Here is a 23,001-nt window from a genome sequence, read left to right on the forward strand (position 1 = left end):
GCTCAGCGCAACGCATTTGAGAATGCCGGATTCGCGGCTACCGCCGCAGGCACCGCGCTGAGAACCCATTTTTCCACCGCCTGACGCAACAGCGTTTCGGTGGAAAGCGCGCGCCAGTCGTCATCGACCGGCTGGTTTAAAAACGCCAGCGCCTCAACCAGCACCGGACGCGGATCGCCTTCCGGCAGCGGCGGGGCGTGGTTCTGTTTGGAAAGCTTATTGCCATCCGGGTTCACCACCAGCGGCAGGTGAACGTAATCCGGCACCTGCCAGCCAAGCTGCTGGTAGAGCGAAATCTGGCGCACCGTCGGCTCGATAAGATCCGCCCCGCGCACGATTTGCGTCACGCCCTGGAAATGGTCGTCGACGACGACCGCCAGGTTATAGGCGAACAGACCGTCGCGGCGGTGAATAATAAAATCTTCGCGGGCGAGCGCCGGGTCGGCGGTGATGTTGCCGCGCAGTTTATCGGTAAACGCCATGACCGGGTGCGTCTGCACGAGCCGCACGGCGGCGTTCTCCGGGCCGTGGCACAACGCGCGGCAGTGGCCATCATAAATGCCGCCCAGTTGCTGAATACGGCTGCGCGGGCAGGTGCAGTAGTAGCTTAGCCCGTGCTCGCGCAGGTACGCCAGCGCCTCGCGGTAGGCTTCGTGACGCTGCGACTGATACAGCACCTCGCCGTCCCAGTGCAGGCCGTAATGATCAAGCTGGCGCAAAATCACGTCGGCGGCGCCCGGCACTTCGCGCGGCGGATCGATATCTTCGATACGGACAAGCCACTGACCTTGTAATGCGCGGGCCTGAAGATAACTGCCGAGCGCGGCAATCAGCGAGCCGAAATGCAGTTCGCCGGAAGGAGAGGGGGCGAAACGCCCGATGTATGGCTTAACAGACATGGTGATGGCGGACATAAAAGAATACGGCGGGAAGATCCCGCCGTAAGTGTGAGTAATTTGCGTCGGCGGTTAGCCGGCCATCTGTTTTTCGCGGATTTCAGCGAGCGTCTTACAGTCGATGCACAGATCGGCGGTCGGACGTGCTTCCAGGCGACGGATGCCGATTTCAACACCGCAGGATTCGCAGTAGCCGAAATCTTCGTCTTCCACTTTTTTCAGCGTCTTTTCAATCTTCTTGATAAGCTTGCGTTCGCGGTCGCGGTTACGCAGCTCAAGGCTGAACTCCTCTTCCTGGGCGGCACGGTCTACCGGATCCGGGAAGTTTGCAGCTTCATCCTGCATGTGGGTTACGGTGCGATCGACTTCATCCCGGAGTTGATTACGCCATGCCTCAAGAATACGCCTGAAGTGCGCCAGCTGGGCTTCGTTCATATACTCTTCGCCCGGTTTCTCCTGATAAGGCTCCACCCCAGCGATGGCGAGAATACTCAGGGACGATGTTTTACGGTTTTGCCCTTCTTGCATGTTGCTTCTCCTTAACACGCACTATCGATCCCCTTCTCGGGGGAAAAATCAGGCCGCTATAAATAACAGAAGCTTTTCCGGATAGCAATTATCTAAACGTTACACTTGACAACCCTGTGAGGAAAAGCGTATTTGCGCACGCGGCCGTATCATTATTAGTCGATTGCGGATCAACTGGTTATAAGCGAACCGGCAAAGGCGACGTCAGCGTTATCTCACTGGCGGAAAGCGAGGCCTTCCAGGCCAGCACTTCCACCCCCTTGCGCTGCGCCTCGCTTAACAGCTCGGCATAGCGTTCATCAATATGGCGCGCCGGGGCAACCTGCGTAATGGCGGAGTGCAGCACGGCGAACAACAGCACGGCGCGATCCCCTTGCTCCACTACGCTCATCAGCTCCCGTAAATGCTTCTGACCGCGCGCGGTCACCGCATCCGGGAAGTACCCTGAATCCTGCTCCGACAGCGTCACGGATTTCACCTCAATATAGCAGTTAACCTTGTCACTCGCCTGCAACATAAAGTCGATGCGGCTGCGTTCGGCACCGTACTTGACTTCACTCTTCAGGCTCTCGTAACCGGCGAGCGCAGGTAGGCGCTGCGCCTGCAACGCCTCTTTCACCACCGTGTTGGCGCGCAGCGTATTCACGCAAATCAGCGCGCCGTCACGGGTTTGGGTTAATTCCCAGGTGTGCGGATATTTGCGCGTCGCGACGCTTGAGGTGGAATACCAGACGGTATCTCCCGGCGTCGCGCAGCCGGTCATCGCGCCGGTATTCGGACAGTGCAGGGTTAAGGTCTCGCCTTGCGGCGTGACCACATCGGCGAGAAAGCGCTTGTAGCGCTGAATCAGCCGGGCCGGTTGCAGTGCGGGGGTAAATTCCATGTCGCTTCCTTATGGGTTCAGAGACCAGCGTTGCAGCGGCTGGTAACGGGTACGTCCCTGTTCAAATCGCGATTCATACAGCACAAACTCCCGCACCGGAAGCTGCCAGCCAAACCCTGGCGGCGGCAGCCTGACCGGGTGCTGAGCGTTACGCAGTAATGTGACATGCGGATGAAAGGGTTGCGCGCTTTGTGGGCAACCGCTGCGCGCCGCCTGCGCGCGCAGTAAATTCGCGAGCTGCAGCAGGCCGCGCGGCGGCTGGCGGGAGCCGAGCCAGACGACCTGCGAGCGCGGCCAGTGTCCGGCGTCGTCCAGCGCAAGCGTAAACCCCGGCTGCTGAATACGTCCGGCAAGCGCGCTTAACGTGCGCTGCTTTTGCGCGCTGACATCGCCTAAAAACGCGAGCGTGATATGCAAATTCGCGGCGGCAATCGGCCTGCCCGCGTCGGGCGCAAAGTGTGCGGCGCGCCACTCGATAATCTGTTGCTGAAGGTCGGCTGGCAGGGGCAGCGCGAAAAACAGCCGTTTCTGGTCTGACATAGCGGTAACTCGTAATGATCGGGCGGAATGCTACAATGCGTGCCTTTCATAGTAACCCTCTGGAGCCTGTCGTGTCGTCTTTACCGGTTGCCGCCGTTTTGCCTGACCTTCTCAACGCCCTGCCGCACGCGCCGCAGGTGCTGCTGTGCGCCCCGACCGGCGCCGGGAAATCGACCTGGCTGCCGCTGGAAATCTTAAAGTCCGGCGTGCTGGACGGGAAAATCATCATGCTGGAGCCCAGACGGCTCGCGGCGCGCAACGTCGCGCAGCGTCTGGCGGATCTGCTCGGCGAGCCGTGCGGCGAAACCGTGGGCTACCGGATGCGCGCCGAAAGCTGCACCGGCCCGGCCACGCGGCTGGAAGTCGTGACCGAAGGCATTCTGACGCGGCTGTTGCAGCGCGACCCGGAGCTTTCCGGCGTGTCGCTGGTGATCCTCGATGAATTCCACGAGCGCAGCGTGCAGGCGGATCTGGCGCTGGCGCTGCTGCTCGATGTCCAGCAGGGGCTGCGTGAGGATCTTAAACTGCTGATCATGTCTGCGACGCTCGACAACGCGCGCCTGCAGGCGCTGCTGCCGCAGGCGCCAACGGTGGTCTCCGAAGGGCGCAGTTTTCCGGTGGAGCGGCGCTATCAGGCGCTTTCCGCCCATCAGCGTTTCGATGAGGCGGTGGCGCAGGCGGTGAGCGGGTTACTGCGTGAAGAAGCCGGTTCGCTGCTGCTGTTTTTGCCGGGCGTCGGCGAGATCCAGCGCGTGCAGACGCAGCTTGCTGAGCGCGTGGGGCGCGACGTGCTGCTGTGTCCGCTCTACGGCGCGCTGCCGCTCGCGGAGCAGCGCAAGGCTATCCTGCCCGCGCCGCCGGGCTTTCGCAAAGTGGTGCTCGCCACCAATATCGCCGAAACCAGTCTGACCATCGAAGGCATCCGGCTGGTGGTGGACAGCGCCCAGGAGCGCGTGGCGCGCTTTGACGCCCGCACCGGGCTGACGCGCCTTATCACGCAGCGCATCAGCCAGGCGTCGATGACCCAGCGCGCCGGTCGCGCCGGCCGCCTTGAGCCGGGCATCTGTCTGCATCTTCTGCCAAAAGAGCAGGCGGAACGGGCCGCCGCGCAGGCGGAAGCGGAAATCACGCAAAGCGATCTCTCGGGGCTGCTGCTGGAACTACTAATCTGGGGATGCCGTGACGTGACCGATCTCCAGTGGCTCGATCTGCCGCCTGCGCTGAACCTTGCCGCCGCGCGCGAACTGCTCACCGCGCTGGGCGCGCTGAAAGAGGGCCAGCTCACCGCGCGTGGACGCCAGATGGCGCAGTTCGGCAACGATCCGCGCCTCGCCGCGATGCTGGCCTGCGCGGAAGGCGCTGACGCGCAGGCGACGGCGGCGCGGCTCGCCGCAATCCTTGAGGAGCCGCCGCGCGGCGCGGAGGCCGATTTGCGCAGCGCCTTTTCCCGCAGCCAGGGCAACTGGCAGGCCCGCAGCGCGCAGCTGATGAAGCGGCTTAACGCCCGCGGCGGCGCGCCGTCGCTCTCGCTGGCGCCCGCGCTGCTCGCCTGCGCGTTCGGCGATCGCATCGCGCGTCGTCGCGGGCAGGAAGGGCGTTATCAGCTCGCCAACGGCATGGGCGCGATGCTTAACCAGGATGATGCGCTGACGCGCTATGAGTGGCTTATCGCGCCGCTCTTATTGCAGGGCAGTAACAGCGCTGACGCGCGGATTTTACAGGCGCTGCCGCTGGATATCGACGCGCTGATTGACCAATGCCCGCATTTGCTGAGCCAGCGCGATTCGCTGGAGTGGAATGACGAGCAGGGCACGCTGCGCGCGCAGCGCCGCTGGCAGGTCGGGCAACTGGTGCTGAAAACCCAGCCGCTTTCAAAACCCTCCGAAGGCGAACTTCATCAGGCGATGCTTAACGGCATTCGCGAAAAAGGGCTTTCTGTTCTTAACTGGACGCCGGAGGCGGAGCAGTTGCGCCTGCGTTTGCACTGCGCGGCGCGCTGGCTGCCGGAGCAGCCGTGGCCGGACGTCAGCGACGAAGCGCTGCTGGGCTCGCTCGATGTCTGGCTGTTACCGGCGCTTCACGGCGTGCATTCGCTGCGCGCGCTGAAAAACATCAATCTCGCCCAGGCGCTGCTGCATTTACTCGACTGGACGCAGCGGCAACGGCTGGATAGTGCGCTGCCGGCGCATTACACTGTGCCGACCGGCAGCCGGATAGCGATTCGCTATCATGAGGAGAACCCACCGGCGCTGGCGGTGCGCATCCAGGAGATGTTTGGTGAGGCCGAAACGCCGGTTATCGCCGAAGGCCGGGTGCCGCTCACCCTTGAACTGCTTTCACCCGCCCAGCGGCCGCTGCAGATCACGCGCGATCTCAGCGCGTTCTGGCGCGGCGCCTGGAAAGAGGTGCAGAAGGAGATGAAAGGGCGCTACCCGAAACATGTCTGGCCGGACGATCCGGCCAACGCGCTGCCGACCCGGCGCACTAAAAAGTATCAGTAACGGCGGCGTTGCCGTCGTGATGATTTGAGAGCTTTCTTCTTCCGCCTGCGTGCGGAAGAGCCAAGAATCTGGCCTTTGCGCCTGTACGTTGTGGAGAAAAAGCATGGCGGGGAATGACCGCGAACCTATCGGACGCAAAGGACGACCGACGCGTCCGGCAAAACAGAAGGTAAGCCGTCGTCGTCTCAGGGATGAGGATTATGACGATGAGTATGAAGACGATGATGAGGAGCCGATGCCGCGTAAGGTAAAAGGCAAAAAAGGCAAAGGCGGAAAACAGGGCGGCAAACGCCGCTGGCTGTGGCTTCTGTTAAAGCTGTTTGTGATTTTTGTGGTGCTGCTGGTTATCTACGGCGTCTATCTCGATCAGAAAATCCGCAGCCGTATCGATGGCAAAGTCTGGCAACTGCCGGCGGCGGTCTACGGGCGCATGGTTAACCTTGAGCCGGATATGACCATCAGCAAGCAGGAGATGGTGAAGCTGCTGGAGGCGACGCAGTATCGTCAGGTGACGAAAATGACGCGTCCTGGCGAGTTTACCGTCCAGGCCAACAGCATCGAGATGATCCGCCGCCCGTTCGATTTCCCGGACAGCAAAGAGGGGCAGATCCGCGCGCGCCTGGAGTTTGACGGCGACCATCTGGCTTCTATCGAGAACATGGACAGCAACCGTAATTTCGGTTTCTTCCGCCTCGATCCGCGGCTGATCACGATGCTGTCATCGCCTAACGGCGAGCAGCGCCTGTTTGTGCCGCGCTCCGGCTTCCCGGATCTGCTGGTGGACACGCTCGTCGCGACGGAAGACCGTCACTTCTACGAGCATGACGGCATCAGCGTCTGGTCGATTGGTCGTGCGGTGCTGGCGAACCTGACGGCGGGCCGCGCGGTGCAGGGCGGCAGTACGCTGACGCAGCAGCTGGTGAAAAACCTGTTCCTGACCAACAAGCGCACCCTGTGGCGTAAAGCCAACGAAGCGTACATGGCGCTTATCATGGACGCGCGCTATGACAAAGACCGCATCCTTGAGCTGTATCTGAACGAGGTCTATCTCGGCCAGAGCGGCGACGATCAGATCCGCGGCTTCCCGCTGGCGAGCCTCTATTATTTCGGCCGTCCGGTTGAAGAGCTGAGCCTCGATCAGCAGGCGCTGCTGGTGGGCATGGTGAAGGGCGCGTCGCTCTATAACCCGTGGCGTAACCCGAAACTGGCGCTGGAGCGTCGTAACCTGGTGCTGCGCCTGTTGCAGGAGCAGAAGGTTATCGACCAGGAGCTCTACGACATGCTGAGCGCCCGTCCGCTCGGGGTGCAGCCGCGCGGCGGCGTGATCTCCCCGCAGCCGGCGTTTATGCAGATGGTGCGCCAGGAGTTGCAGGCGAAGCTTGGCGATAAAGTGAAAGATCTTTCCGGCGTGAAGATTTTCACCACGTTTGATTCGGTCGCGCAGGACGCGGCGGAGAAAGCGGCGGTGGAAGGCATTCCGGCGCTGATTAAACAGCGCAAGCTGAAAGATCTGGAAACCGCGATGGTGGTGGTGGACCGTTTCACCGGCGAAGTCCGCGCGATGGTCGGCGGCGCGAATCCGCAGTTCGCGGGCTATAACCGCGCGATGCAGGCGCGCCGCTCGATTGGCTCGCTCGCCAAACCGGCGACCTACCTGACCGCGTTAAGCCAGCCGAACACCTATCGTCTCAACACCTGGATCGCCGATGCGCCGATCTCCCTGCGCCAGCCGAACGGGCAGGTGTGGTCGCCGCAGAACGACGATCACCGCTTCAGCGGTCAGGTGATGCTGGTGGATGCGCTGACGCGCTCCATGAACGTGCCGACGGTAAACCTCGGTATGGCGCTCGGTCTGCCAGCCGTGACTGACACCTGGAAAAAACTCGGCGCGCCGGAAAATCAGCTGCACGCCGTACCGTCGATGCTGCTGGGCGCGCTGAACCTGACGCCGGTAGAAGTGGCGCAGGCGTTCCAGACCATCGCGAGCGGCGGCAACCGCGCCCAGCTCTCCGTGCTGCGTTCGGTGATCGCCGAAGATGGCAGCGTGCTGTATCAGAGCTTCCCGCAGTCGGAGCGCGCCGTACCGGCGCAGGCCGCCTACCTGACGCTCTGGACGATGCAGCAGGTCGTGCAGCGCGGCACCGGCCATGCGCTGGCGGTGAAATTCCCGAAACTGCATCTCGCCGGGAAAACGGGGACCACCAACAACAACGTCGACACCTGGTTTGCCGGTATCGACGGGCGTGAAGTGGTGATCACCTGGGTGGGTCGCGACAACAACCAGCCGACCAAGCTCTACGGGGCCAGCGGCGCGATGGCGATTTACCAGCGCTATCTGACTAACCAGTCGCCGATCCCGCTGGATCTGACGCCGCCTGAAGATATCGTCGACATGGGCGTTGACGATATGGGCAATTTCCTGTGCGGCGGCGGTGGAACGCGCACGCTGCCGGTCTGGACCAGCGATCCGAACGCGCTCTGCCAGCAGAGCCAGCCGGTCGCGCCGTCGGGCAATCCGTTCGATCAGTCCGCGCCGCAGCAGCCGCAACAGCAGCAGCCTCAACAGGCGCCGCAGCAGGAAGAGAAGAGCGACGGCGTCGCAGGCTGGATTAAAGATATGTTCGGCAGCAACTGACATCCCCTTCGGGAACCCAGGGCTTAGCGCCTCTCCGGCTTCGGCGGGAAGAGGGCTAAGCCCTTTTTTATTGTCACTGGACTTTAAAGTGCCGGTAACGTTTCGATAGCTACTGATTAACCCGATAATTTCCTCTGGTGATTAATTGGGCCATTGGCGGCCCGCGCTGCGCCAGGCGCTTGCTATATAAATAACCTTTCGCATATCATCTCGGGCGCATAATAATAATTCTCGTTTACGTTATCATTTGTCACTATCACTCAGAGAAATTAGCATGGCGCGTTCCACTCACACTCAGATCAATACCAGGATTTGCAGACTGGCGGTTGTCGTTGCAACGGCGTGCGGCGGTTTTGCCGCTTCCGCGTTAGCCGCCGACGGCCAGAAAGAGGAAACTATTACCGTTTCCGCCGCTGCTGCGCAGGAGAGCGCCTGGGGCCCGGCCCCGACCATTGCGGCGAAACGTTCCGCGACCGCCACCAAAACCGATACGCCGATTGAAAAAACGCCGCAGTCCGTGTCTGTCGTGACGCGCGAAGAGATGGATACTCGCCAGCCGACGACTGTCAAAGAAGCGTTGAGCTATAGCCCGAGCGTCTTCTCCACGCGCGGTAGCTCCTCTGTTTACGACGTCGTGACCATCCGCGGTTTCACAACCTCGACCACGGTAAATACCAACCAGTACCTCGACGGTATGAAGCTTCAGGGCAACAACTACTCTGAAATTTCAATGGATCCTTATTTCCTGGAACGCGTGGAACTGATGCGCGGGCCAACCTCGGTTCTCTATGGCAACAGCAACCCTGGCGGTATCGTCAGCATGGTCAGCAAACGTCCGACCACCGAGCCGCTGCGCGAAGTGCAGTTCAAAATGGGGTCTCATAATCTCTGGCAGACCGGTTTTGATTTCAGCGACGCGATTGATGACGCGGGCGTGTGGTCTTATCGCCTGACCGGTTTAGGCCGCAGCCAAAATGCCCAGCAGGAGATGGCGAAATCGTCGCGTTACGCGATTGCCCCTTCTTTTAGCTGGCGTCCGGATAATCAAACCGATTTTACGTTCCTGAGTAACTTCCAGAGCGACCCGTATGCCGGTTTTTATGGCTGGCTGCCGCGCTCCGGCACGATCGTGCCGTATTACGACGCTAACGGTAACGCGCATAAACTGCCGACCGACTTCAACGAAGGCGAAGAAAATAACAAGATGTCTCGCCGTCAGCAGATGGTTGGCTACAGCTTCTCGCACGCCTTTGATGACACTTTCACGCTGCGCCAGAACCTGCGTTACACCCGCGAGCACACGCTTTACCGCTCGGTGTACGGCAATGCGTTTGTTGCGCCGTCCACGATCAACCGCGCGTATGTCCGTTCCGATGAAGACATGAACGCCTTCAGCGTCGATACGCAGTTGCAGTCTGATTTCGCAACTGGCGCAGTGGATCATAAGCTGCTGACCGGCGTTGATTACTCCCGCATGCGCAACGACATCAACGCGGACTACGGCACCGCCAGCTCGCTCAATATGCAGGATCCCCAGTACGGTAACCCTAATGTCAACGTGAACTTCCTCTATGACGTGATTAATCGTCAGGAGCAAACGGGCCTGTATGTGCAGGATCAGGCGGAGTGGAACAAGTGGGTAATGACCTTAGGCGGCCGTTACGATTTCGCGAAAACGTCCACTTATACCCGCTCCTCTGGCGCGCTTGCTGAGATTAACGATCAGCAGTTCACCTGGCGCGGTGGCATCAATTATCTGTTCGATAATGGGGTATCGCCTTACTTCAGCTACAGCGAATCGTTTGAGCCTGTCTCCGGCTCCACTTCAACAGGCAAACCCTTCGATCCTTCACGCGGCAAGCAGTATGAAGCGGGCGTGAAATATGTACCGAAGGATATGCCGGTAGTGCTGACGGCCGCGGTATATCAGCTCACTAAAGATAAAAACCTGACGGCCGATCCGGCGAGTAACAGCTTCAGCGTCCAGGGCGGTGAAATCCGTTCCCGCGGCATTGAGCTGGAAGCGAAAGCGGCCGTATCAGCCAATGTGAATGTGACCGCGTCTTATAGCTTCACCGATGCGAAATATACGCATGACACGCTTTTTGAAGACAAGCGTCCGGCGGAAGTGCCGCGCAATATGGCGTCGCTGTGGGCAGATTATACCTTCCACGATAGTGCGCTGAGCGGCCTGACTGTCGGCGCTGGCGGCCGTTATGTCGGCAATACCGTCAGCTATTACGCCTACGGTGATAAACAGAACCAACCGTTTAACGTTGCAAGCTACACCGTGGCGGATGCGATGGTGAAATACGATCTGGCGCGTTTAGGACTGCCGGGCTCGTCTGTCGCCTTAAACGTCAATAACCTGTTTGACCGCGAGTATGTCTCCAGCTGCTACAAAGACTACGCATGCTACTGGGGCGCGGAACGTCAGGTTACGGCGACCGCCACATTCCGCTTCTGATCCGTCTTTGGGCACGCTTTGGCGTGCCCTTCAACAAGTTGGCTACCATGCAGGACAAAATTTCCCCGCCCGATGCTGGTTTTTCGTTAAAAGATGTCACTTTTCGTGTGCCCGGACGCACGCTGCTGCACCCCTTGTCGCTCACCTTTCCGGCGGGCAAAGTCACCGGGCTTATCGGCCATAACGGCTCCGGCAAGTCGACGCTTCTGAAAATGCTTGGCCGTCACCAGAAACCCTCCGGGGGCGACGTTCTGCTTAACGGCGAGCCGCTGGCGGACTGGAACAGCAAAGCGTTCGCGCGTGAAGTCGCATATCTGCCGCAGCAGTTGCCCGCCGCCGAAGGGATGACGGTGCGCGAACTGGTGGCGATTGGCCGCTACCCGTGGCACGGCGCGCTTGGGCGCTTTGGGGCGGAAGATCGCGAACGGGTGGAGGAGGCGATTAGCCTGGTGGGGCTTAAACCGCTTGCGCACCGGCTGGTGGACAGCCTGTCCGGCGGCGAGCGCCAGCGCGCCTGGATTGCCATGCTGGTGGCGCAGAACAGCCGCTGCCTGCTGCTCGACGAACCGACCTCGGCGCTGGATATCGCCCATCAGGTTGACGTGCTGGCGCTGATCCACCGCTTAAGCCAGCAGCGCGGGTTAACGGTGATCGCGGTGCTGCATGATATCAACATGGCGGCGCGTTACTGTGACCATCTGGTGGCGCTGCGCGGCGGGGAGATGATAGCCCAGGGCAGCCCGCTGGAACTCATGAACGGCGAAACGCTGCAACAGATTTATGGCATTCCGATGGGCATTCTGCCGCATCCGGCGGGCCTCGCACCCGTGAGCTTCGTTTGCTGATGCGCGATATTCTCTCAACCCCTTTCAGCCGTCGGCGTCTGATGACGGCGATGGCCCTCTCGCCGGTGATGTGGCACATGGCGAAAGCCCGTGCGGCATCGGTGGATCTCAAACGTATCGTGGCGCTGGAATGGCTGCCCGTCGAACAGCTTATCGCGCTTGGCGTGATGCCTTACGCGGTGGCGGATGTGCCGAACTACCGCCTGTGGGTTGACTACCCGCCGCTGCCGGATGCTGTTATCGACGTCGGGCTGCGCACCGAGCCGAATCTGGAACTGCTCACCCAGCTTGAGCCGTCGCTGATGATCTGGTCGGCGGGTTATGGCCCTTCAGAAGCGCAGCTTAAGCGTATCGCGCCCGGCATGGGCGTGACGTTTACCGACGGCAAAGCGCCGCTCGCGATGGCCCGGCAGTCGCTGCTGACGCTGGCCGAACGGCTGGGGCTTGAGAAAGCGGCGCACGCTCACCTCGATGAATTCGAACAGTTCCTGGCGCGGATGAAAGCGCGTTTTGCGGGCCGCGGCCAGCGTCCGCTGTTGATGATGTCGCTGCTGGACTCGCGCCACGCGCTGACGCTTGGCACTAACAGTCTGTTCCAGCCGGTGCTGGACGCCGTGAATATTCCCAACGCCTGGCAGGATAAGACCAACTTCTGGGGCAGCGCGATTGTCGGCGTCGAACGCCTCGCGCAGTTCCGCGACGCTGACGTCATCTGCTTTGAGCATGGCGATGATCAGGCGATGCGCCAGCTTGCCGCCACGCCGCTCTGGCAGGCGATGCCGTTTGTGCGCGAGGGCCGTTTTCAGCGCGTGCCCGCCGTCTGGTTTTACGGCGCGACGCTCTCGGCGATGCGCTTTGGCCGCGTGCTGGATAACGCGCTGGGAGGCCGGGCATGAGGCAACGTTCTCTGCTGTTCCCGGCGCTGCTGCTGGGGCTGTTGTTCGCGCTGGCGCTCGGCCTGAGCTGGGCCAACCTGAATGCCTGGCTGCCGCGCGCGCAGTGGGGCGAGGCGCTGTGGCGTCCGAATATTGATGCCATCGATCAGATGCTGTTCCACTACAGCCTGCTGCCGCGCTTTGCGGTGTCGCTGTTGGTCGGCGCGGGGCTTGGGCTGGTCGGCGTGCTGTTTCAGCAGGTGCTGCGTAACCCGCTGGCGGAGCCGACGACGCTGGGCGTGGCGACCGGCGCGCAGCTTGGCGTCACCGTGGCGACGCTCTGGGCGCTGCCGGGCGGCGTGCTGACCGCCCAGTTCGCGGCGCTGGCCGGAGCCTGCGTGGTTGGGCTGCTGGTGTTTGGCGTCGCCTGGGGGAAACGTCTCTCGCCGGTCACGCTGATTCTGGCGGGCCTGGTGGTGAGCCTCTACTGCGGCGCCGTCAATCAACTGCTGGTGCTGTTCCATCACGATCAGCTGCAAAGCATGTTTTTGTGGAGCACCGGCGCGCTTAACCAGAACGACTGGAGCGTGGCGGCGCGGCTGTGGCCGCAACTGCTGGCGGGCTTTTTACTGACGCTGCTGCTGTTGCGCCCGCTTACGCTGATGGGGCTGGATGACGGCGTGGCGCGCAATCTTGGCCTGGCGCTGTCGCTGGCGCGGCTCGCGACGCTGACGCTGGCGATTATTATCAGCGCGCTGCTGGTTAACGCGGTCGGGATCATCGGGTTTATCGGGCTGTTCGCGCCGCTGCTCGCGAAAATGCTTGGCGCGCGTCGGCTGCTGGCGCGGCTGCTGCTGGCGTCGTTTATCGGCGCGCTGCTGCTGTGGCTGTCGGATCAGTTTATTCTCTGGCTCTCCCGCGCCTGGCTGGAAGTCTCCACCGGGATGGCGACGGCGCTGTTTGGCGCGCCGCTGCTGCTGTGGCTCCTGCCGCGTCTGCGTACCATGAGCGCGCCGGCGATGAACGCGGGCGACACGATCCCGGCCGAGCGCGGGCATGTGGCGCGCTGGACGCTGGCAGGGCTGCTGCTGTTACTGGGCGTGGCGGCCCTGGCGCTCTGTTTTGGCCGCGACGCGCACGGCTGGGTGTGGGCGCAGGGCGACGTGCTGCGCGAGCTGCTGGGCTGGCGCTGGCCGCGCGTGCTGGCGGCGCTGTGCGCAGGCACGATGCTGGCGGCGGCGGGCTGTATTATCCAGCGGCTGACCGGCAACCCGATGGCGAGCCCGGAAGTGCTGGGCATTAGCTCCGGCGCGGCGTTCGGCGTGGTGTTGATGCTGCTGTTCGTGCCGGGCGACGCCTTCGGCTGGCTGCTGCCGGCGGGCAGCGTCGGGGCGGCGGCGACGCTGATGATTATTCTGATTGCCGCCGGACGCGGCGGGTTTTCCCCGCACCGGATGCTGCTGGCCGGGATGGCGCTCAGCACCGCGTTTACGATGCTGCTGGTAATGCTCCAGGCAAGCGGCGATCCGCGTATGGCGCAGGTGATCACTTGGATCTCCGGCTCCACCTACAGCGTGACGCCGCAGCAGGCGCAAAACTCGCTGTGGGTGATGCTGGCGCTGCTGGCGCTGACGCCGCTGTGCCGCCGCTGGCTGACGGTGCTGCCGCTTGGCGGCGAGACCGCGCGCGCGGTCGGGATAGCGCTGACGCCGACCCGTATCGTGCTGCTGTTACTGGCCTCGGCGCTGACCGCCGCGGCGACGCTGACCATCGGGCCGCTGAGTTTTATCGGGCTGATGGCGCCGCACATTACGCGGATGCTCGGTTTTCGCCGCGCGTTGCCGCAGCTCATTATCGCCTCGCTGCTGGGCGGTATGTTGATGATGCTGGCGGACTGGGCAGGGCGGATGGTGATGTTCCCGTATCAAATTCCGGCGGGGCTGCTGGCGACGTTTATCGGCGCGCCGTATTTTGTGTATTTGTTGCGTAAGCAGAGCCGTTAATCAGAGGCAGGAAATCAGGGTGAGGCGTTGGGTTGGTGAAAAGGTGGGTGCGCTGCGCTTACCCACCTTACATTGACTCAGCTTTCTGAAGGCATCGTAGGGCGGGTAAGCGTAAGCGCACCCGCCACGGTCAAAAAACCATTACAGCTTTGCGAACACCCGGCGCGCGGCGTCGATGGTGTTGTTGATATCTTCTTCGCTGTGCGCGACGGACATAAAGCCCGCTTCAAACGCTGACGGCGCGAAGTACACGCCTTCTTCCAGCATCAGATGGAAGAAACGCTTAAAGCGCTCGACATCGCATTTCACCACATCCTGATAGCAGGTTACGCTGTCGGCATCGGTAAAGAATACGCCGAACATCCCGCCGACATGGTTCACCACCAGCGGCACGCCCGCTTCCTGCGCGGCGTCGAGCAGGCCGTCCGCCAGTTGGGTCGTCAGCGCGTCGAGGGTGCTGTGAACGCCAGGCTGCGCCACTTCGCTAAGACATGCAAAGCCTGCCGCCATCGCGATCGGGTTGCCGGAGAGTGTCCCCGCCTGGTAGACCGGACCAGTCGGCGCCAGCGCTTCCATCACTTCGCGACGTCCGCCGAACGCGCCCACCGGCATACCGCCGCCGATGATTTTGCCAAGACAGGTCAGATCCGGCGCCACATTGTAGTAGGCCTGCGCGCCCGCCAGCGCGACGCGGAACCCTGTCATCACTTCATCAATGATCAGCAGCGCGCCGAATTCGTCGCACAGCGCGCGCAGGCCCGGCAGGAAATCGGGTTGCGGCGGAATGCAGTTCATGTTGCCCGCCACCGGCTCGACGATGATGCAGGCGATATCCTGCGGGTAAAGCTCGAAGGCTTCGCGCACGGAGGCGAGATCGTTATAGGTGCAGGTCAGGGTATGTTTGGCGAAATCCGCCGGTACGCCTGGCGAGTTCGGCTGGCCGAGGGTCAGCGCGCCGGAGCCTGCTTTTACCAGCAGGTGATCCGCGTGGCCGTGGTAGCAGCCTTCGAATTTGATGATTTTATCGCGTCCGGTAAAGCCGCGCGCCAGGCGGATGGCGCTCATGGTCGCTTCGGTGCCGGAGTTCACCATACGCACCATATCCATCGTCGGCACCAGATCGGTAACGAGCTGCGCCATTTTCACTTCCATTTCCGTCGGCGCGCCGAAGCTCAGGCCGCGCTGCACCGCTTCAATCACCGCGTTGCGAATCGCCGGGTGGTTGTGGCCCAGCACCATCGGGCCCCAGGAGCCGACGTAGTCGATATAGGCTTTGCCGTCGGCGTCATAGAGATAAGCCCCGTCCGCCCGTTCGATAAAGAGCGGCGTGCCGCCCACGCCGGTAAAGGCGCGCACCGGCGAGTTAACGCCGCCTGGGATAAGTTCGCGGGCGGCGGCAAAGAGGTTTTCAGACTTACTCATGAATCGGCTCCTGATTCGGGAAAAGAGGGATAACGGGTTATTCTAAGTCATCCCTTCAGGGTTATGAAAGTTTTGCCCGATTAAACCCAGACGGGCCAAAGGGGTTTTTTGAATGACGCCGCCGCAGGGCGTACAATGCGCAGCCTGAATGCATCCCGGAGAATCTGTTCGCATGAACCCGCAGACGACATCCACCCGCCGCGTCAGAGGATTACGACGCGCCGCGGTTATCCGCCAGTTACTGTTGCGCGATAAAACGCCGCTGACCATTTTGCTTCTGGCGACGCTCACCGGCCTGTTGACGGGACTTGCGGGCGTCGCGTTCGAAAAAGCCGTCGTCTGGGTGGCGCAGCAGCGCATCGGGCTGCTGGTTCAGATGGCGGATAACCCGTGGCGCGTCTGGCCGCTGGCGTTTTTGCTTTCCGCGCTGCTGGCGATGGTGGGTTATTTTCTGGTGCGCCGCTTCGCGCCGGAGGCGGGCGGATCGGGCATTCCTGAAATCGAAGGGGCGCTGGAGGAGCTACGTCCGGTGCGCTGGTGGCGCGTGCTGCCGGTGAAGTTTTTCGGCGGGATGGGAACGCTTGGCGCGGGCATGGTGCTCGGGCGCGAAGGCCCGACGGTGCAGATTGGCGGCAATATCGGGCGTATGGTGCTGGATCTCTTTCGCCGCCCGGACGCCGAAGCGCGCCATACGCTGCTGGCGACGGGCGCTGCGGCGGGGCTTGCTGCCGCCTTTAACGCGCCGCTGGCGGGTATTCTGTTTATTATCGAAGAGATGCGCCCGCAGTTTCGCTATAACCTTATCTCCATTAAAGCGGTGTTTACCGGCGTCATTATGTCGACCATTGTCTTTCGCCTCTTTAATGGCGAACGATCGGTGATTGAAGTCGGGCAACTGGCCGACGCGCCCGTCTATACGCTCTGGCTCTATCTGCTGCTGGGCATTATTTTCGGTATCGTGGGGCCGCTGTTTAACCGTCTGGTGCTCGGCATGCAGGATGCGTTCGCGCGTATCCACGGCGGCAATATCACCCGCTGGGTGCTGCTCGGCGGCGCGATTGGCGGCCTGTGCGGCCTGCTCGCGTTATGGGAGCCGGTGGCGGCGGGCGGCGGGTTTGATCTGATCCCCATCGCGGCGGCGGGCAATTTTACCGTCGGAATGCTGCTGTTTATTTTCATCGCGCGGGTGGTGACGACGGTTCTCTGTTTCTCTTCCGGCGCGCCGGGCGGGATTTTCGCCCCGATGCTGGCGCTCGGCACGCTGCTTGGCAGCGCGTTCGGCATGGCCTGCGCCGCCTGGTTCCCGGAATGGCACTTACAGGCGGGAACGTTCGCCATCGCCGGGATGGGCGCGCTGCTTGCCGCCTCGGTCAGGGCGCCGATTACCGGCATCGTGCTGGTGCTGGAGATGACCGATAATTACCAGCTCATTTTGCCAATGATTATTACCTGTCTCGGCGCGACACTGCTCGCCCAGTTCCTCGGCGGCAAGCCGCTCTATTCTACGATCCTCGCGCGAACGCTCGCGAAACAGGAGGCGGAGCGGCAGGGGCAGGCCGACGGGCGGAATACTTGAACGATTTACCAGGGTAATAGATAATGGCCCTAAAGATCGGGTTATTCTTTGCCCGATTGCTGGTTTCAACGGGAGCAAAAAATGAGTGATGACGTAGCGCTGCCGCTGCAGTTTACCGACGCAGCCGCCAATAAAGTAAAAAGCCTGATCGCAGACGAGGACAACCCGAATCTCAAGCTGCGCGTCTACATCACCGGTGGTGGGTGCAGCGGCTTCCAGTATGGTTTTACCTTTGATGACCAGATTAACGATGGCGATATGACTATCGAGAAGCAGGGCGTGTCGCTGGTCGTTGACCCGATGAGCCTGCAATACCTGGTGGGCGGCGCGGTGGATTACACCGAAGGCCTCGAAGGCTCGCGCTTTGTGGTGAATAACCCGAACGCCACCAGCACCTGCGGGTGTGGTTCTTCCTTCAGCATCTGATTGCCGTGCTGAAATAAAAAAGCCGTGTTTTAAGACACGGCTTTTTTTATGGCTTACGCTTTTTCGTCCAGCGCGAAGGTGGGGAGCTTCAGGTGCCAGCGGATCGCGGCAAGACGGATCGCAAGCGTCACCGCCATGCCCATCATGCTCGCCTGCTCCAGCGGCACGGCAAAAGTATAAAACGCCGTCGCATGGACGATGCCGCCCACGATGCACGCCGTGGCGTAGATTTCGGTTCGCAGGATCATTGGGATTTCGCGCGCCAGCACGTCGCGAATAATGCCGCCGCCGACGCCCGTCACCACGCCCATGCAGATAGCCACCAGCGGCCCGGTGCCGGCCATAAACGCTTTATTGACCCCGATGCCGACAAACACCGCGAGGCCGACGGCGTCCAGCACCGGCAGCACCCACTTCGGCAGGCGACGCGGCTGGCGCACCAGCGCAATCGTCAGCAGACATGTCACCATCGCCACCACCAGATCGGTGGGATCTTTCACCCAGAACACCGGACCGTGATCGAGCGCCATATCGCGGATCGTGCCGCCGCCCACTGCGGTCACGACGCCCAGCACCAGTACGCCGAAAGGATCCATACGCAGTTTGCCCGCCAGCAAAACGCCGGAGATGGCAAACACCGCGGTGCCAATAATATCCAGCCAGTAAACCAGCATGATGTTCCTCGACTCGTTATTTTATCTCTGCCAGCGCCTGACAGAGCTGATTCGCGGCGAGGATAATACGCGGGCCCGCGCGTTCAAACCAGTCATCGTTAATGCTTATGACCGGGACATTGAGCTGAGGCTGCCAGAACTGCCGCGTGGCGGCGATGGACTTCTCGCCGCCGGTAATAACGATGGCCCCAGGATGGCGCGCCAGCACCTGTTCGCGGCTCACCTGCGGCCAGGGCACGGGACTGTCGGCGAAGATATTCTCGCCGCCGCACGCCGCGACGATTTCATTCTGGATAGAGGCTTTGCTGGTGGTAAAAAGCGGGCGCGTGCCGAACTGCAAAAACACGCGCTTTTTCGGCTGGCCTTTATAACGCGCGGCGAGCGCTAGCCAGCGCTGTTCGAGCTCGCGCGCCGCCGCCTGCGCCTTTTCCGGCGTCGGGCTGTAAGGCGCGAGCGCGCGCAGCGCGTCGGCCACCTGCGCGATATTTTGCGGATCGAGCCAGAGTACGTGAATGCCGAGCGATTTAAGCTGGTTTATCTGCCGATCCGGGTTGCCGCCGCGCCAGGCGATCAGCAGATCGGGTTTAAGCGCCGCGATACGCTCCACGTTCATGCCCTGCCAGTTCGCGACCTGTTCGAGCTGACGCGCGGCGTCGGGGTAGTCAGAGTAAGCGCTGACCGCAACCGGCGTAATGCCGGCGGCAAAGGCGAGTTCGGTATTGGCGGGGGAGAGGGTAATGACCCGCGGCGCGGCAACAAGCCACGCCGGGAAGATAAACAGGGCGACAAGCGCCCTGTTAAGCCAGCGTTTAGCCACGGTTCAGGCTCGTGAGCAGCGTCTCGACCATCAGGCTCGACTGCTTCGCCGCCACCGCCAGGAACTCTTCAAAGCTCAGGTGCGACTGCTGATCCGCGACGTCAGAGATAGCGCGCACGACGACAAACGGCACGCCGAAGTTATGGCAGACGTGACCAATGGCGGTCGCTTCCATTTCTACGGCAATCGCCTGAGGGAAGTTGTGGCGGATTTTAGCAAGGTTCACGGAGCCGTTGATAAAGGCGTCGCCGCTGACCACCAGCCCGCGCACCGCGTGCAGATTCAGTTTTTCGATGGTTTCCTGCGCCGCCGCGATCAGGTTTTCATCGGCCTTGAACGCCGCCGGGCAGCCCGCCATCTGGCCATATTCGTAACCGAACGCGGTGACGTCGGCGTCGTGGTAGCGCACTTCGTCGGAGACTACGATGTCGCCCACTTTCAGCGACGGCGCGAGACCGCCCGCCGAGCCGGTATTGATAATCACGTCAGGTTTGCAGTGCTCCAGCAGCAGCGTCGCGCCCATCGCGGCGGAAACTTTACCGATGCCCGATTTCAGCAGCGCCACATCCACGCCGTTGAGGGTGCCGGTGTAAATTTCGCAGCCGGCGATAGTCAGGGTCTGGCGGTTGTCGATTTTGTCACGCAGCAGCGTCACTTCTTCTTCCATTGCGCCAATAATGCCTGCTTTCATAGAGATACTCGCTAAATGATGGATTCAGAGGCATAGTCTATCATGGCAGACAGCAAGGATTTAATTCGCGTGCGCGCAGACCGGGAGGGCGGATGGAGAAAATCGATTTCCGAAACAAAATCAACTGGCATCGCCGGTATCGCTCGCCGCAGGGCGTGAAGAGTGAACACGAGATCCTGCGCATCTTTGAAAGCGATCGCGGCCGCATTATCAACTCGCCCGCGATCCGCCGCCTGCAACAGAAAACCCAGGTTTTTCCCCTTGAGCGCAACGCCGCGGTGCGCACGCGCCTTACACATTCGCTGGAAGTGCAACAGGTCGGGCGTTATATCGCCAAAGAAGTGTTGAGCCGCCTGAAAGAGCAGGGGCTGCTTGAGGCGTATGGCCTGGCGGAGCTGACCGGGCCGTTTGAGAGCATTGTGGAGATGTCGTGCCTGATGCATGACATCGGCAATCCGCCGTTCGGTCATTTCGGCGAAGCGGCGATTAATGACTGGTTCAGCCAGCGGCTCTTTCCGGCGGATGCCGAAAACCTGCCCGTAACCCAGGACCGCTGCACGGTGCAGACGCTGCGCCTCCAGGAGGGCGAAGAGGCGCTTAACGCCCTGCGCGGCAATGTGCGCCGGGATTTGTGTCATTTCGAGGGTAACGCGCAGGGAATACGGCTGGTGCATACGCTGCTGCGCATGAATCTTACCTGGGCTCAGGTGGGCGGTATTCTCAAATATACGCGCCCGGCCTGGCACCACGGCCCGGTGCCGGAAACCCACAGCTACCTGATGAAAAAGCCGGGGTTTTATCTCTCCGAAGATCAATATATTTCGAGGTTGCGTAAAGAACTGCAATTAGAGACTTACAGTCGCTTCCCGCTCGCCTGGATTATGGAAGCGGCGGACGATATTTCTTATTGCGTGGCGGATCTCGAAGATGCGGTGGAAAAACGCATTTTCAGCGTCGATCAGTTATATCAGCATCTCTATGACGCCTGGGGCGAACATGCGCCGGGCGATCTCTTTAATCTGGTCGTGCAAAACGCCTGGGATAAATCGGGCACTAATCAATTACACCACAGCGCGGAAGATCAGTTTTTTATGTATCTGCGCGTCAATACGTTAAATCGCCTGGCGCCATACGCCGCCCAGCGCTTTATTGATAATTTGCCTGAAGTCTTTAACGGCTCGTTTAATCACGCGCTGCTCGAAGATGACAGCCCGTACAGCCGCCTGCTGGAGCTGTATAAAAATGTCGCGGTGCGTCATGTATTTAACCACCCTGACGTTGAGCAGCTGGAGTTGCAGGGTTATCGGGTCATTAGCGGGCTACTGGATATTTATCGCCCGCTGCTCTCGCTGACGCTGGCGCAATTTCGCGAGCTGGTGGAAAAAGAGAGCGTGCGGTCGCTGCCGATTGAATCGCGCCTTTACCATAAACTCTCTTCCCGGCACCGGCTGGCTTATATCGAGGCCGTGAGCCATTTGCATCCGCAGGCGGCGGATTTCCCGGTTTGGGAATATTATTATCGTTGCCGACTCATTCAGGACTATATCAGCGGCATGACCGATCTCTATGCCTGGGATGAATATCGCAAACTGATGGCGGTAGAATAAGCCGCTTCGTTTTGTAAAGATGGACAATAAATTTTTACTTTTTTCAGAAAATTAACGACGGAACTTCGCGCTATAAATCGACTCTGACAGACACCTTCACAGCAATTTATTTGCGTTACTTGTTAGTTGAGAATGAATCGATGAAAAAAACCACGTTAGCAATGAGTGCGCTGGCCCTGAGCCTGGGGCTGGCGTTAAGCCCGGCTTCCTTCGCCGCTGAAACCGCGTCCGCCGTGACGTCGCAGGCGATGCCGAGCCTGGCGCCGATGCTGGAAAAAGTCATGCCTTCTGTCGTCAGCATTAACGTTGAAGGCAGCACCACGGTCAATACGCCGCGTATGCCGCGCAACTTCCAGCAGTTCTTCGGTGATGATTCGCCGTTCTGCCAGGATGGCTCCCCGTTCCAGAGTTCGCCTTTCTGTCAGGGCGGCCCTGGCGGCGCTGATGGCGGTGGTCAGCAGCAGAAATTTATGGCGCTCGGCTCCGGCGTGATTATCGATGCCGCCAAAGGGTATGTGGTCACCAACAACCATGTGGTGGATAACGCCACCACCATTAAAGTGCAGCTGAGCGACGGCCGTAAGCTGGACGCGAAAATCGTGGGTAAAGATCCGCGCTCCGACATCGCGCTTATCCAGATTCAGGATCCGAAAAACCTGACGGCGATTAAACTTGCCGACTCCGACAGCCTGCGCGTCGGCGATTACGCCGTGGCCATCGGCAACCCGTTCGGCCTTGGCGAAACGGTGACCTCCGGTATCGTCTCCGCGCTGGGCCGCAGCGGCCTGAACGCGGAAAACTACGAGAACTTTATCCAGACCGACGCGGCGATTAACCGCGGGAACTCCGGCGGCGCGCTGGTGAACCTGAACGGCGAGCTTATCGGTATTAACACCGCGATTCTGGCGCCGGACGGCGGCAACATTGGTATCGGCTTCGCTATTCCGAGCAACATGGTGAAAAGCCTGACGTCGCAGATGGTCGAATATGGCCAGGTGAAACGCGGCGAGCTGGGCATTATGGGTACCGAGCTGAACTCTGAACTCGCCAAAGCGATGAAAGTGGACGCCCAGCGCGGCGCGTTCGTAAGCCAGGTGCTGGCGAACTCTTCCGCCGCCAAAGCGGGTGTGAAGGCGGGCGACGTGATTGTGTCGCTGAACGGCAAACCGATTAGCAGCTTCGCGGCGCTGCGCGCGCAGGTCGGCACCATGCCGGTCGGCACGAAACTGACGCTTGGCCTGCTGCGCGACGGCAAACCAGTGAATGTCGATCTGGTGCTGCAGCAGAGCAGCCAGACGCAGGTAGACTCCTCTTCCATCTTCAGCGGTATCGAAGGGGCGGAGATGAGCAACCGCGCCGGTAAAGAGAAAGGCGTGATGGTGAACAGCGTCAAAGCGGGCTCGCCTGCGGCGCGTATCGGCCTGAAGAAAGGGGATGTTATCGTCGGCGCGAACCAGCAGCCGGTGAGCAATATCGCCGAACTGCGCAAAATCCTCGACAGCAAGCCGTCGGTGCTGGCGCTGAATATTCAGCGTGGCGACAGCTCTATCTATCTGCTGATGCAGTAACAGAGTCTCTGAAAACAAAAGGCCGCGATTGCGGCCTTTTTTACGTC

Annotated in this window: 18 protein-coding genes; 10 read left to right on the forward strand and 8 right to left on the reverse strand. The window is 60.9% G+C overall.

Annotation, left to right across the window (positions count from 1 at the left end; genetic code table 11):
• Positions 1–2 precede the first annotated feature (2 nt).
• The 4 genes from gluQRS to thpR all read right to left on the reverse strand — a co-directional run bounded on the left by gluQRS (position 3) and on the right by thpR (position 2,847).
• Positions 3–899: a tRNA glutamyl-Q(34) synthetase GluQRS gene (gluQRS, locus tag AFK65_RS03825; RefSeq protein WP_032805215.1), complete on the reverse strand. Its 897-nt coding sequence runs from the start codon at positions 897–899 to the stop codon at positions 3–5.
• A gap of 69 nt (positions 900–968) precedes the next feature.
• A complete protein-coding gene (gene dksA / locus AFK65_RS03830; RefSeq protein ID WP_001155227.1) occupies positions 969–1,424 on the reverse strand; it encodes an RNA polymerase-binding protein DksA in 456 nt (151 codons plus the stop codon).
• Positions 1,425–1,602: 178 nt separating this feature from the next.
• A complete protein-coding gene (gene sfsA, locus AFK65_RS03835; protein WP_004387646.1) occupies positions 1,603–2,307 on the reverse strand; it encodes a DNA/RNA nuclease SfsA in 705 nt (234 codons plus the stop codon).
• Positions 2,308–2,316: 9 nt separating this feature from the next.
• Positions 2,317–2,847 (reverse strand): RNA 2',3'-cyclic phosphodiesterase, encoded by a 531-nt coding sequence (thpR, locus tag AFK65_RS03840; protein WP_032972744.1) that lies wholly within the window; start codon positions 2,845–2,847, stop codon positions 2,317–2,319.
• A 71-nt stretch (positions 2,848–2,918) separates the two neighbouring features.
• Here thpR and hrpB point away from each other — a divergent pair, with 71 nt between their 5' ends.
• The 6 genes from hrpB to fhuB all read left to right on the forward strand — a co-directional run bounded on the left by hrpB (position 2,919) and on the right by fhuB (position 14,173).
• Entirely contained in the window at positions 2,919–5,348 is a 2,430-nt protein-coding gene (hrpB, locus tag AFK65_RS03845; RefSeq protein WP_038858022.1) for an ATP-dependent helicase HrpB, read from the forward strand.
• Between the two features lie 103 nt (positions 5,349–5,451).
• The gene (gene mrcB, locus AFK65_RS03850; RefSeq protein ID WP_007696696.1) at positions 5,452–7,983 is read left to right on the forward strand and encodes a bifunctional glycosyl transferase/transpeptidase; all 2,532 of its coding nucleotides are present in this window, start codon (positions 5,452–5,454) and stop codon (positions 7,981–7,983) included.
• 274 nt (positions 7,984–8,257) lie between these two features.
• Positions 8,258–10,450: a ferrichrome porin FhuA gene (gene fhuA, locus AFK65_RS03855; protein ID WP_038858020.1), complete on the forward strand. Its 2,193-nt coding sequence runs from the start codon at positions 8,258–8,260 to the stop codon at positions 10,448–10,450.
• A 47-nt stretch (positions 10,451–10,497) separates the two neighbouring features.
• A complete protein-coding gene (gene fhuC, locus AFK65_RS03860; protein WP_032805216.1) occupies positions 10,498–11,295 on the forward strand; it encodes a Fe3+-hydroxamate ABC transporter ATP-binding protein FhuC in 798 nt (265 codons plus the stop codon).
• Positions 11,295–12,191: a Fe(3+)-hydroxamate ABC transporter substrate-binding protein FhuD gene (gene fhuD, locus AFK65_RS03865; protein ID WP_032804290.1), complete on the forward strand. Its 897-nt coding sequence runs from the start codon at positions 11,295–11,297 to the stop codon at positions 12,189–12,191. The genes fhuC and fhuD overlap by 1 nt, the downstream gene beginning before the upstream one ends.
• Positions 12,188–14,173 (forward strand): Fe(3+)-hydroxamate ABC transporter permease FhuB, encoded by a 1,986-nt coding sequence (gene fhuB, locus AFK65_RS03870; protein ID WP_038858019.1) that lies wholly within the window; start codon positions 12,188–12,190, stop codon positions 14,171–14,173. The genes fhuD and fhuB overlap by 4 nt, the downstream gene beginning before the upstream one ends.
• A gap of 141 nt (positions 14,174–14,314) precedes the next feature.
• On the opposite strand, the gene hemL is transcribed toward fhuB, so the two are convergent.
• Entirely contained in the window at positions 14,315–15,595 is a 1,281-nt protein-coding gene (hemL, locus tag AFK65_RS03875) for a glutamate-1-semialdehyde 2,1-aminomutase (RefSeq protein WP_007696922.1), read from the reverse strand.
• A 172-nt stretch (positions 15,596–15,767) separates the two neighbouring features.
• On the opposite strand from hemL, the gene clcA reads away from it, so the two are divergent.
• Together clcA and erpA are read left to right on the forward strand one after the other, a co-directional pair.
• Positions 15,768–17,171, forward strand: coding sequence for a H(+)/Cl(-) exchange transporter ClcA (gene clcA / locus AFK65_RS03880; protein ID WP_038858017.1), 1,404 nt, complete (start codon positions 15,768–15,770; stop codon positions 17,169–17,171).
• Between the two features lie 81 nt (positions 17,172–17,252).
• Complete coding sequence (erpA, locus tag AFK65_RS03885) at positions 17,253–17,597, forward strand: iron-sulfur cluster insertion protein ErpA (RefSeq protein WP_004386149.1); 345 nt, start codon at positions 17,253–17,255, stop codon at positions 17,595–17,597.
• A 53-nt stretch (positions 17,598–17,650) separates the two neighbouring features.
• Here erpA and AFK65_RS03890 read toward each other — a convergent pair whose 3' ends face one another.
• The 3 genes from AFK65_RS03890 to mtnN are packed head-to-tail and all read right to left on the reverse strand — an operon-like array spanning position 17,651 to position 19,779.
• Positions 17,651–18,271, reverse strand: coding sequence for a TRIC cation channel family protein (locus tag AFK65_RS03890; RefSeq protein WP_007769285.1), 621 nt, complete (start codon positions 18,269–18,271; stop codon positions 17,651–17,653).
• Between the two features lie 16 nt (positions 18,272–18,287).
• Positions 18,288–19,088, reverse strand: a complete 801-nt coding sequence (gene btuF / locus AFK65_RS03895; protein WP_038858016.1) for a vitamin B12 ABC transporter substrate-binding protein BtuF — start codon at positions 19,086–19,088, stop codon at positions 18,288–18,290.
• Positions 19,081–19,779 carry a 5'-methylthioadenosine/S-adenosylhomocysteine nucleosidase gene (mtnN, locus tag AFK65_RS03900; RefSeq protein WP_007696943.1) on the reverse strand — a complete coding sequence of 233 codons (699 nt, stop codon included), beginning with the start codon at positions 19,777–19,779 and terminating at the stop codon, positions 19,081–19,083. Before mtnN ends, btuF begins: the two co-directional genes overlap by 8 nt.
• 92 nt (positions 19,780–19,871) lie before the next feature.
• Here mtnN and dgt point away from each other — a divergent pair, with 92 nt between their 5' ends.
• A complete protein-coding gene (gene dgt / locus AFK65_RS03905) occupies positions 19,872–21,386 on the forward strand; it encodes a dGTPase (RefSeq protein ID WP_007696945.1) in 1,515 nt (504 codons plus the stop codon).
• Positions 21,387–21,526: 140 nt separating this feature from the next.
• The gene (degP, locus tag AFK65_RS03910) at positions 21,527–22,954 is read left to right on the forward strand and encodes a serine endoprotease DegP (RefSeq protein ID WP_038858013.1); all 1,428 of its coding nucleotides are present in this window, start codon (positions 21,527–21,529) and stop codon (positions 22,952–22,954) included.
• The last annotated feature ends 47 nt before the right edge of the window (positions 22,955–23,001 follow it).

It is taken from the genome of Cronobacter universalis NCTC 9529, assembly GCF_001277175.1.
GTDB classification, from domain to species: Bacteria; Pseudomonadota; Gammaproteobacteria; order Enterobacterales; family Enterobacteriaceae; genus Cronobacter; species Cronobacter universalis.

Bases quoted from the DNA above. Each gene is read 5' to 3' on its own strand.
- mtnN (WP_007696943.1), bottom strand. From the start codon at position 19,779: ATGAAAGCAGGCATTATTGGCGCAATGGAAGAAGAAGTGACGCTGCTG.
- fhuC (WP_032805216.1), top strand. From the start codon at position 10,498: ATGCAGGACAAAATTTCCCCGCCCGATGCTGGTTTTTCGTTAAAAGAT.
- dgt (WP_007696945.1), top strand. From the start codon at position 19,872: ATGGAGAAAATCGATTTCCGAAACAAAATCAACTGGCATCGCCGGTAT.
- fhuD (WP_032804290.1), top strand. From the start codon at position 11,295: ATGCGCGATATTCTCTCAACCCCTTTCAGCCGTCGGCGTCTGATGACG.
- dksA (WP_001155227.1), bottom strand. From the start codon at position 1,424: ATGCAAGAAGGGCAAAACCGTAAAACATCGTCCCTGAGTATTCTCGCC.
- clcA (WP_038858017.1), top strand. From the start codon at position 15,768: ATGAACCCGCAGACGACATCCACCCGCCGCGTCAGAGGATTACGACGC.
- gluQRS (WP_032805215.1), bottom strand. From the start codon at position 899: ATGTCTGTTAAGCCATACATCGGGCGTTTCGCCCCCTCTCCTTCCGGC.
- AFK65_RS03890 (WP_007769285.1), bottom strand. From the start codon at position 18,271: ATGCTGGTTTACTGGCTGGATATTATTGGCACCGCGGTGTTTGCCATC.
- thpR (WP_032972744.1), bottom strand. From the start codon at position 2,847: ATGTCAGACCAGAAACGGCTGTTTTTCGCGCTGCCCCTGCCAGCCGAC.
- erpA (WP_004386149.1), top strand. From the start codon at position 17,253: ATGAGTGATGACGTAGCGCTGCCGCTGCAGTTTACCGACGCAGCCGCC.
- mrcB (WP_007696696.1), top strand. From the start codon at position 5,452: ATGGCGGGGAATGACCGCGAACCTATCGGACGCAAAGGACGACCGACG.
- hemL (WP_007696922.1), bottom strand. From the start codon at position 15,595: ATGAGTAAGTCTGAAAACCTCTTTGCCGCCGCCCGCGAACTTATCCCA.
- degP (WP_038858013.1), top strand. From the start codon at position 21,527: ATGAAAAAAACCACGTTAGCAATGAGTGCGCTGGCCCTGAGCCTGGGG.
- sfsA (WP_004387646.1), bottom strand. From the start codon at position 2,307: ATGGAATTTACCCCCGCACTGCAACCGGCCCGGCTGATTCAGCGCTAC.
- fhuA (WP_038858020.1), top strand. From the start codon at position 8,258: ATGGCGCGTTCCACTCACACTCAGATCAATACCAGGATTTGCAGACTG.
- fhuB (WP_038858019.1), top strand. From the start codon at position 12,188: ATGAGGCAACGTTCTCTGCTGTTCCCGGCGCTGCTGCTGGGGCTGTTG.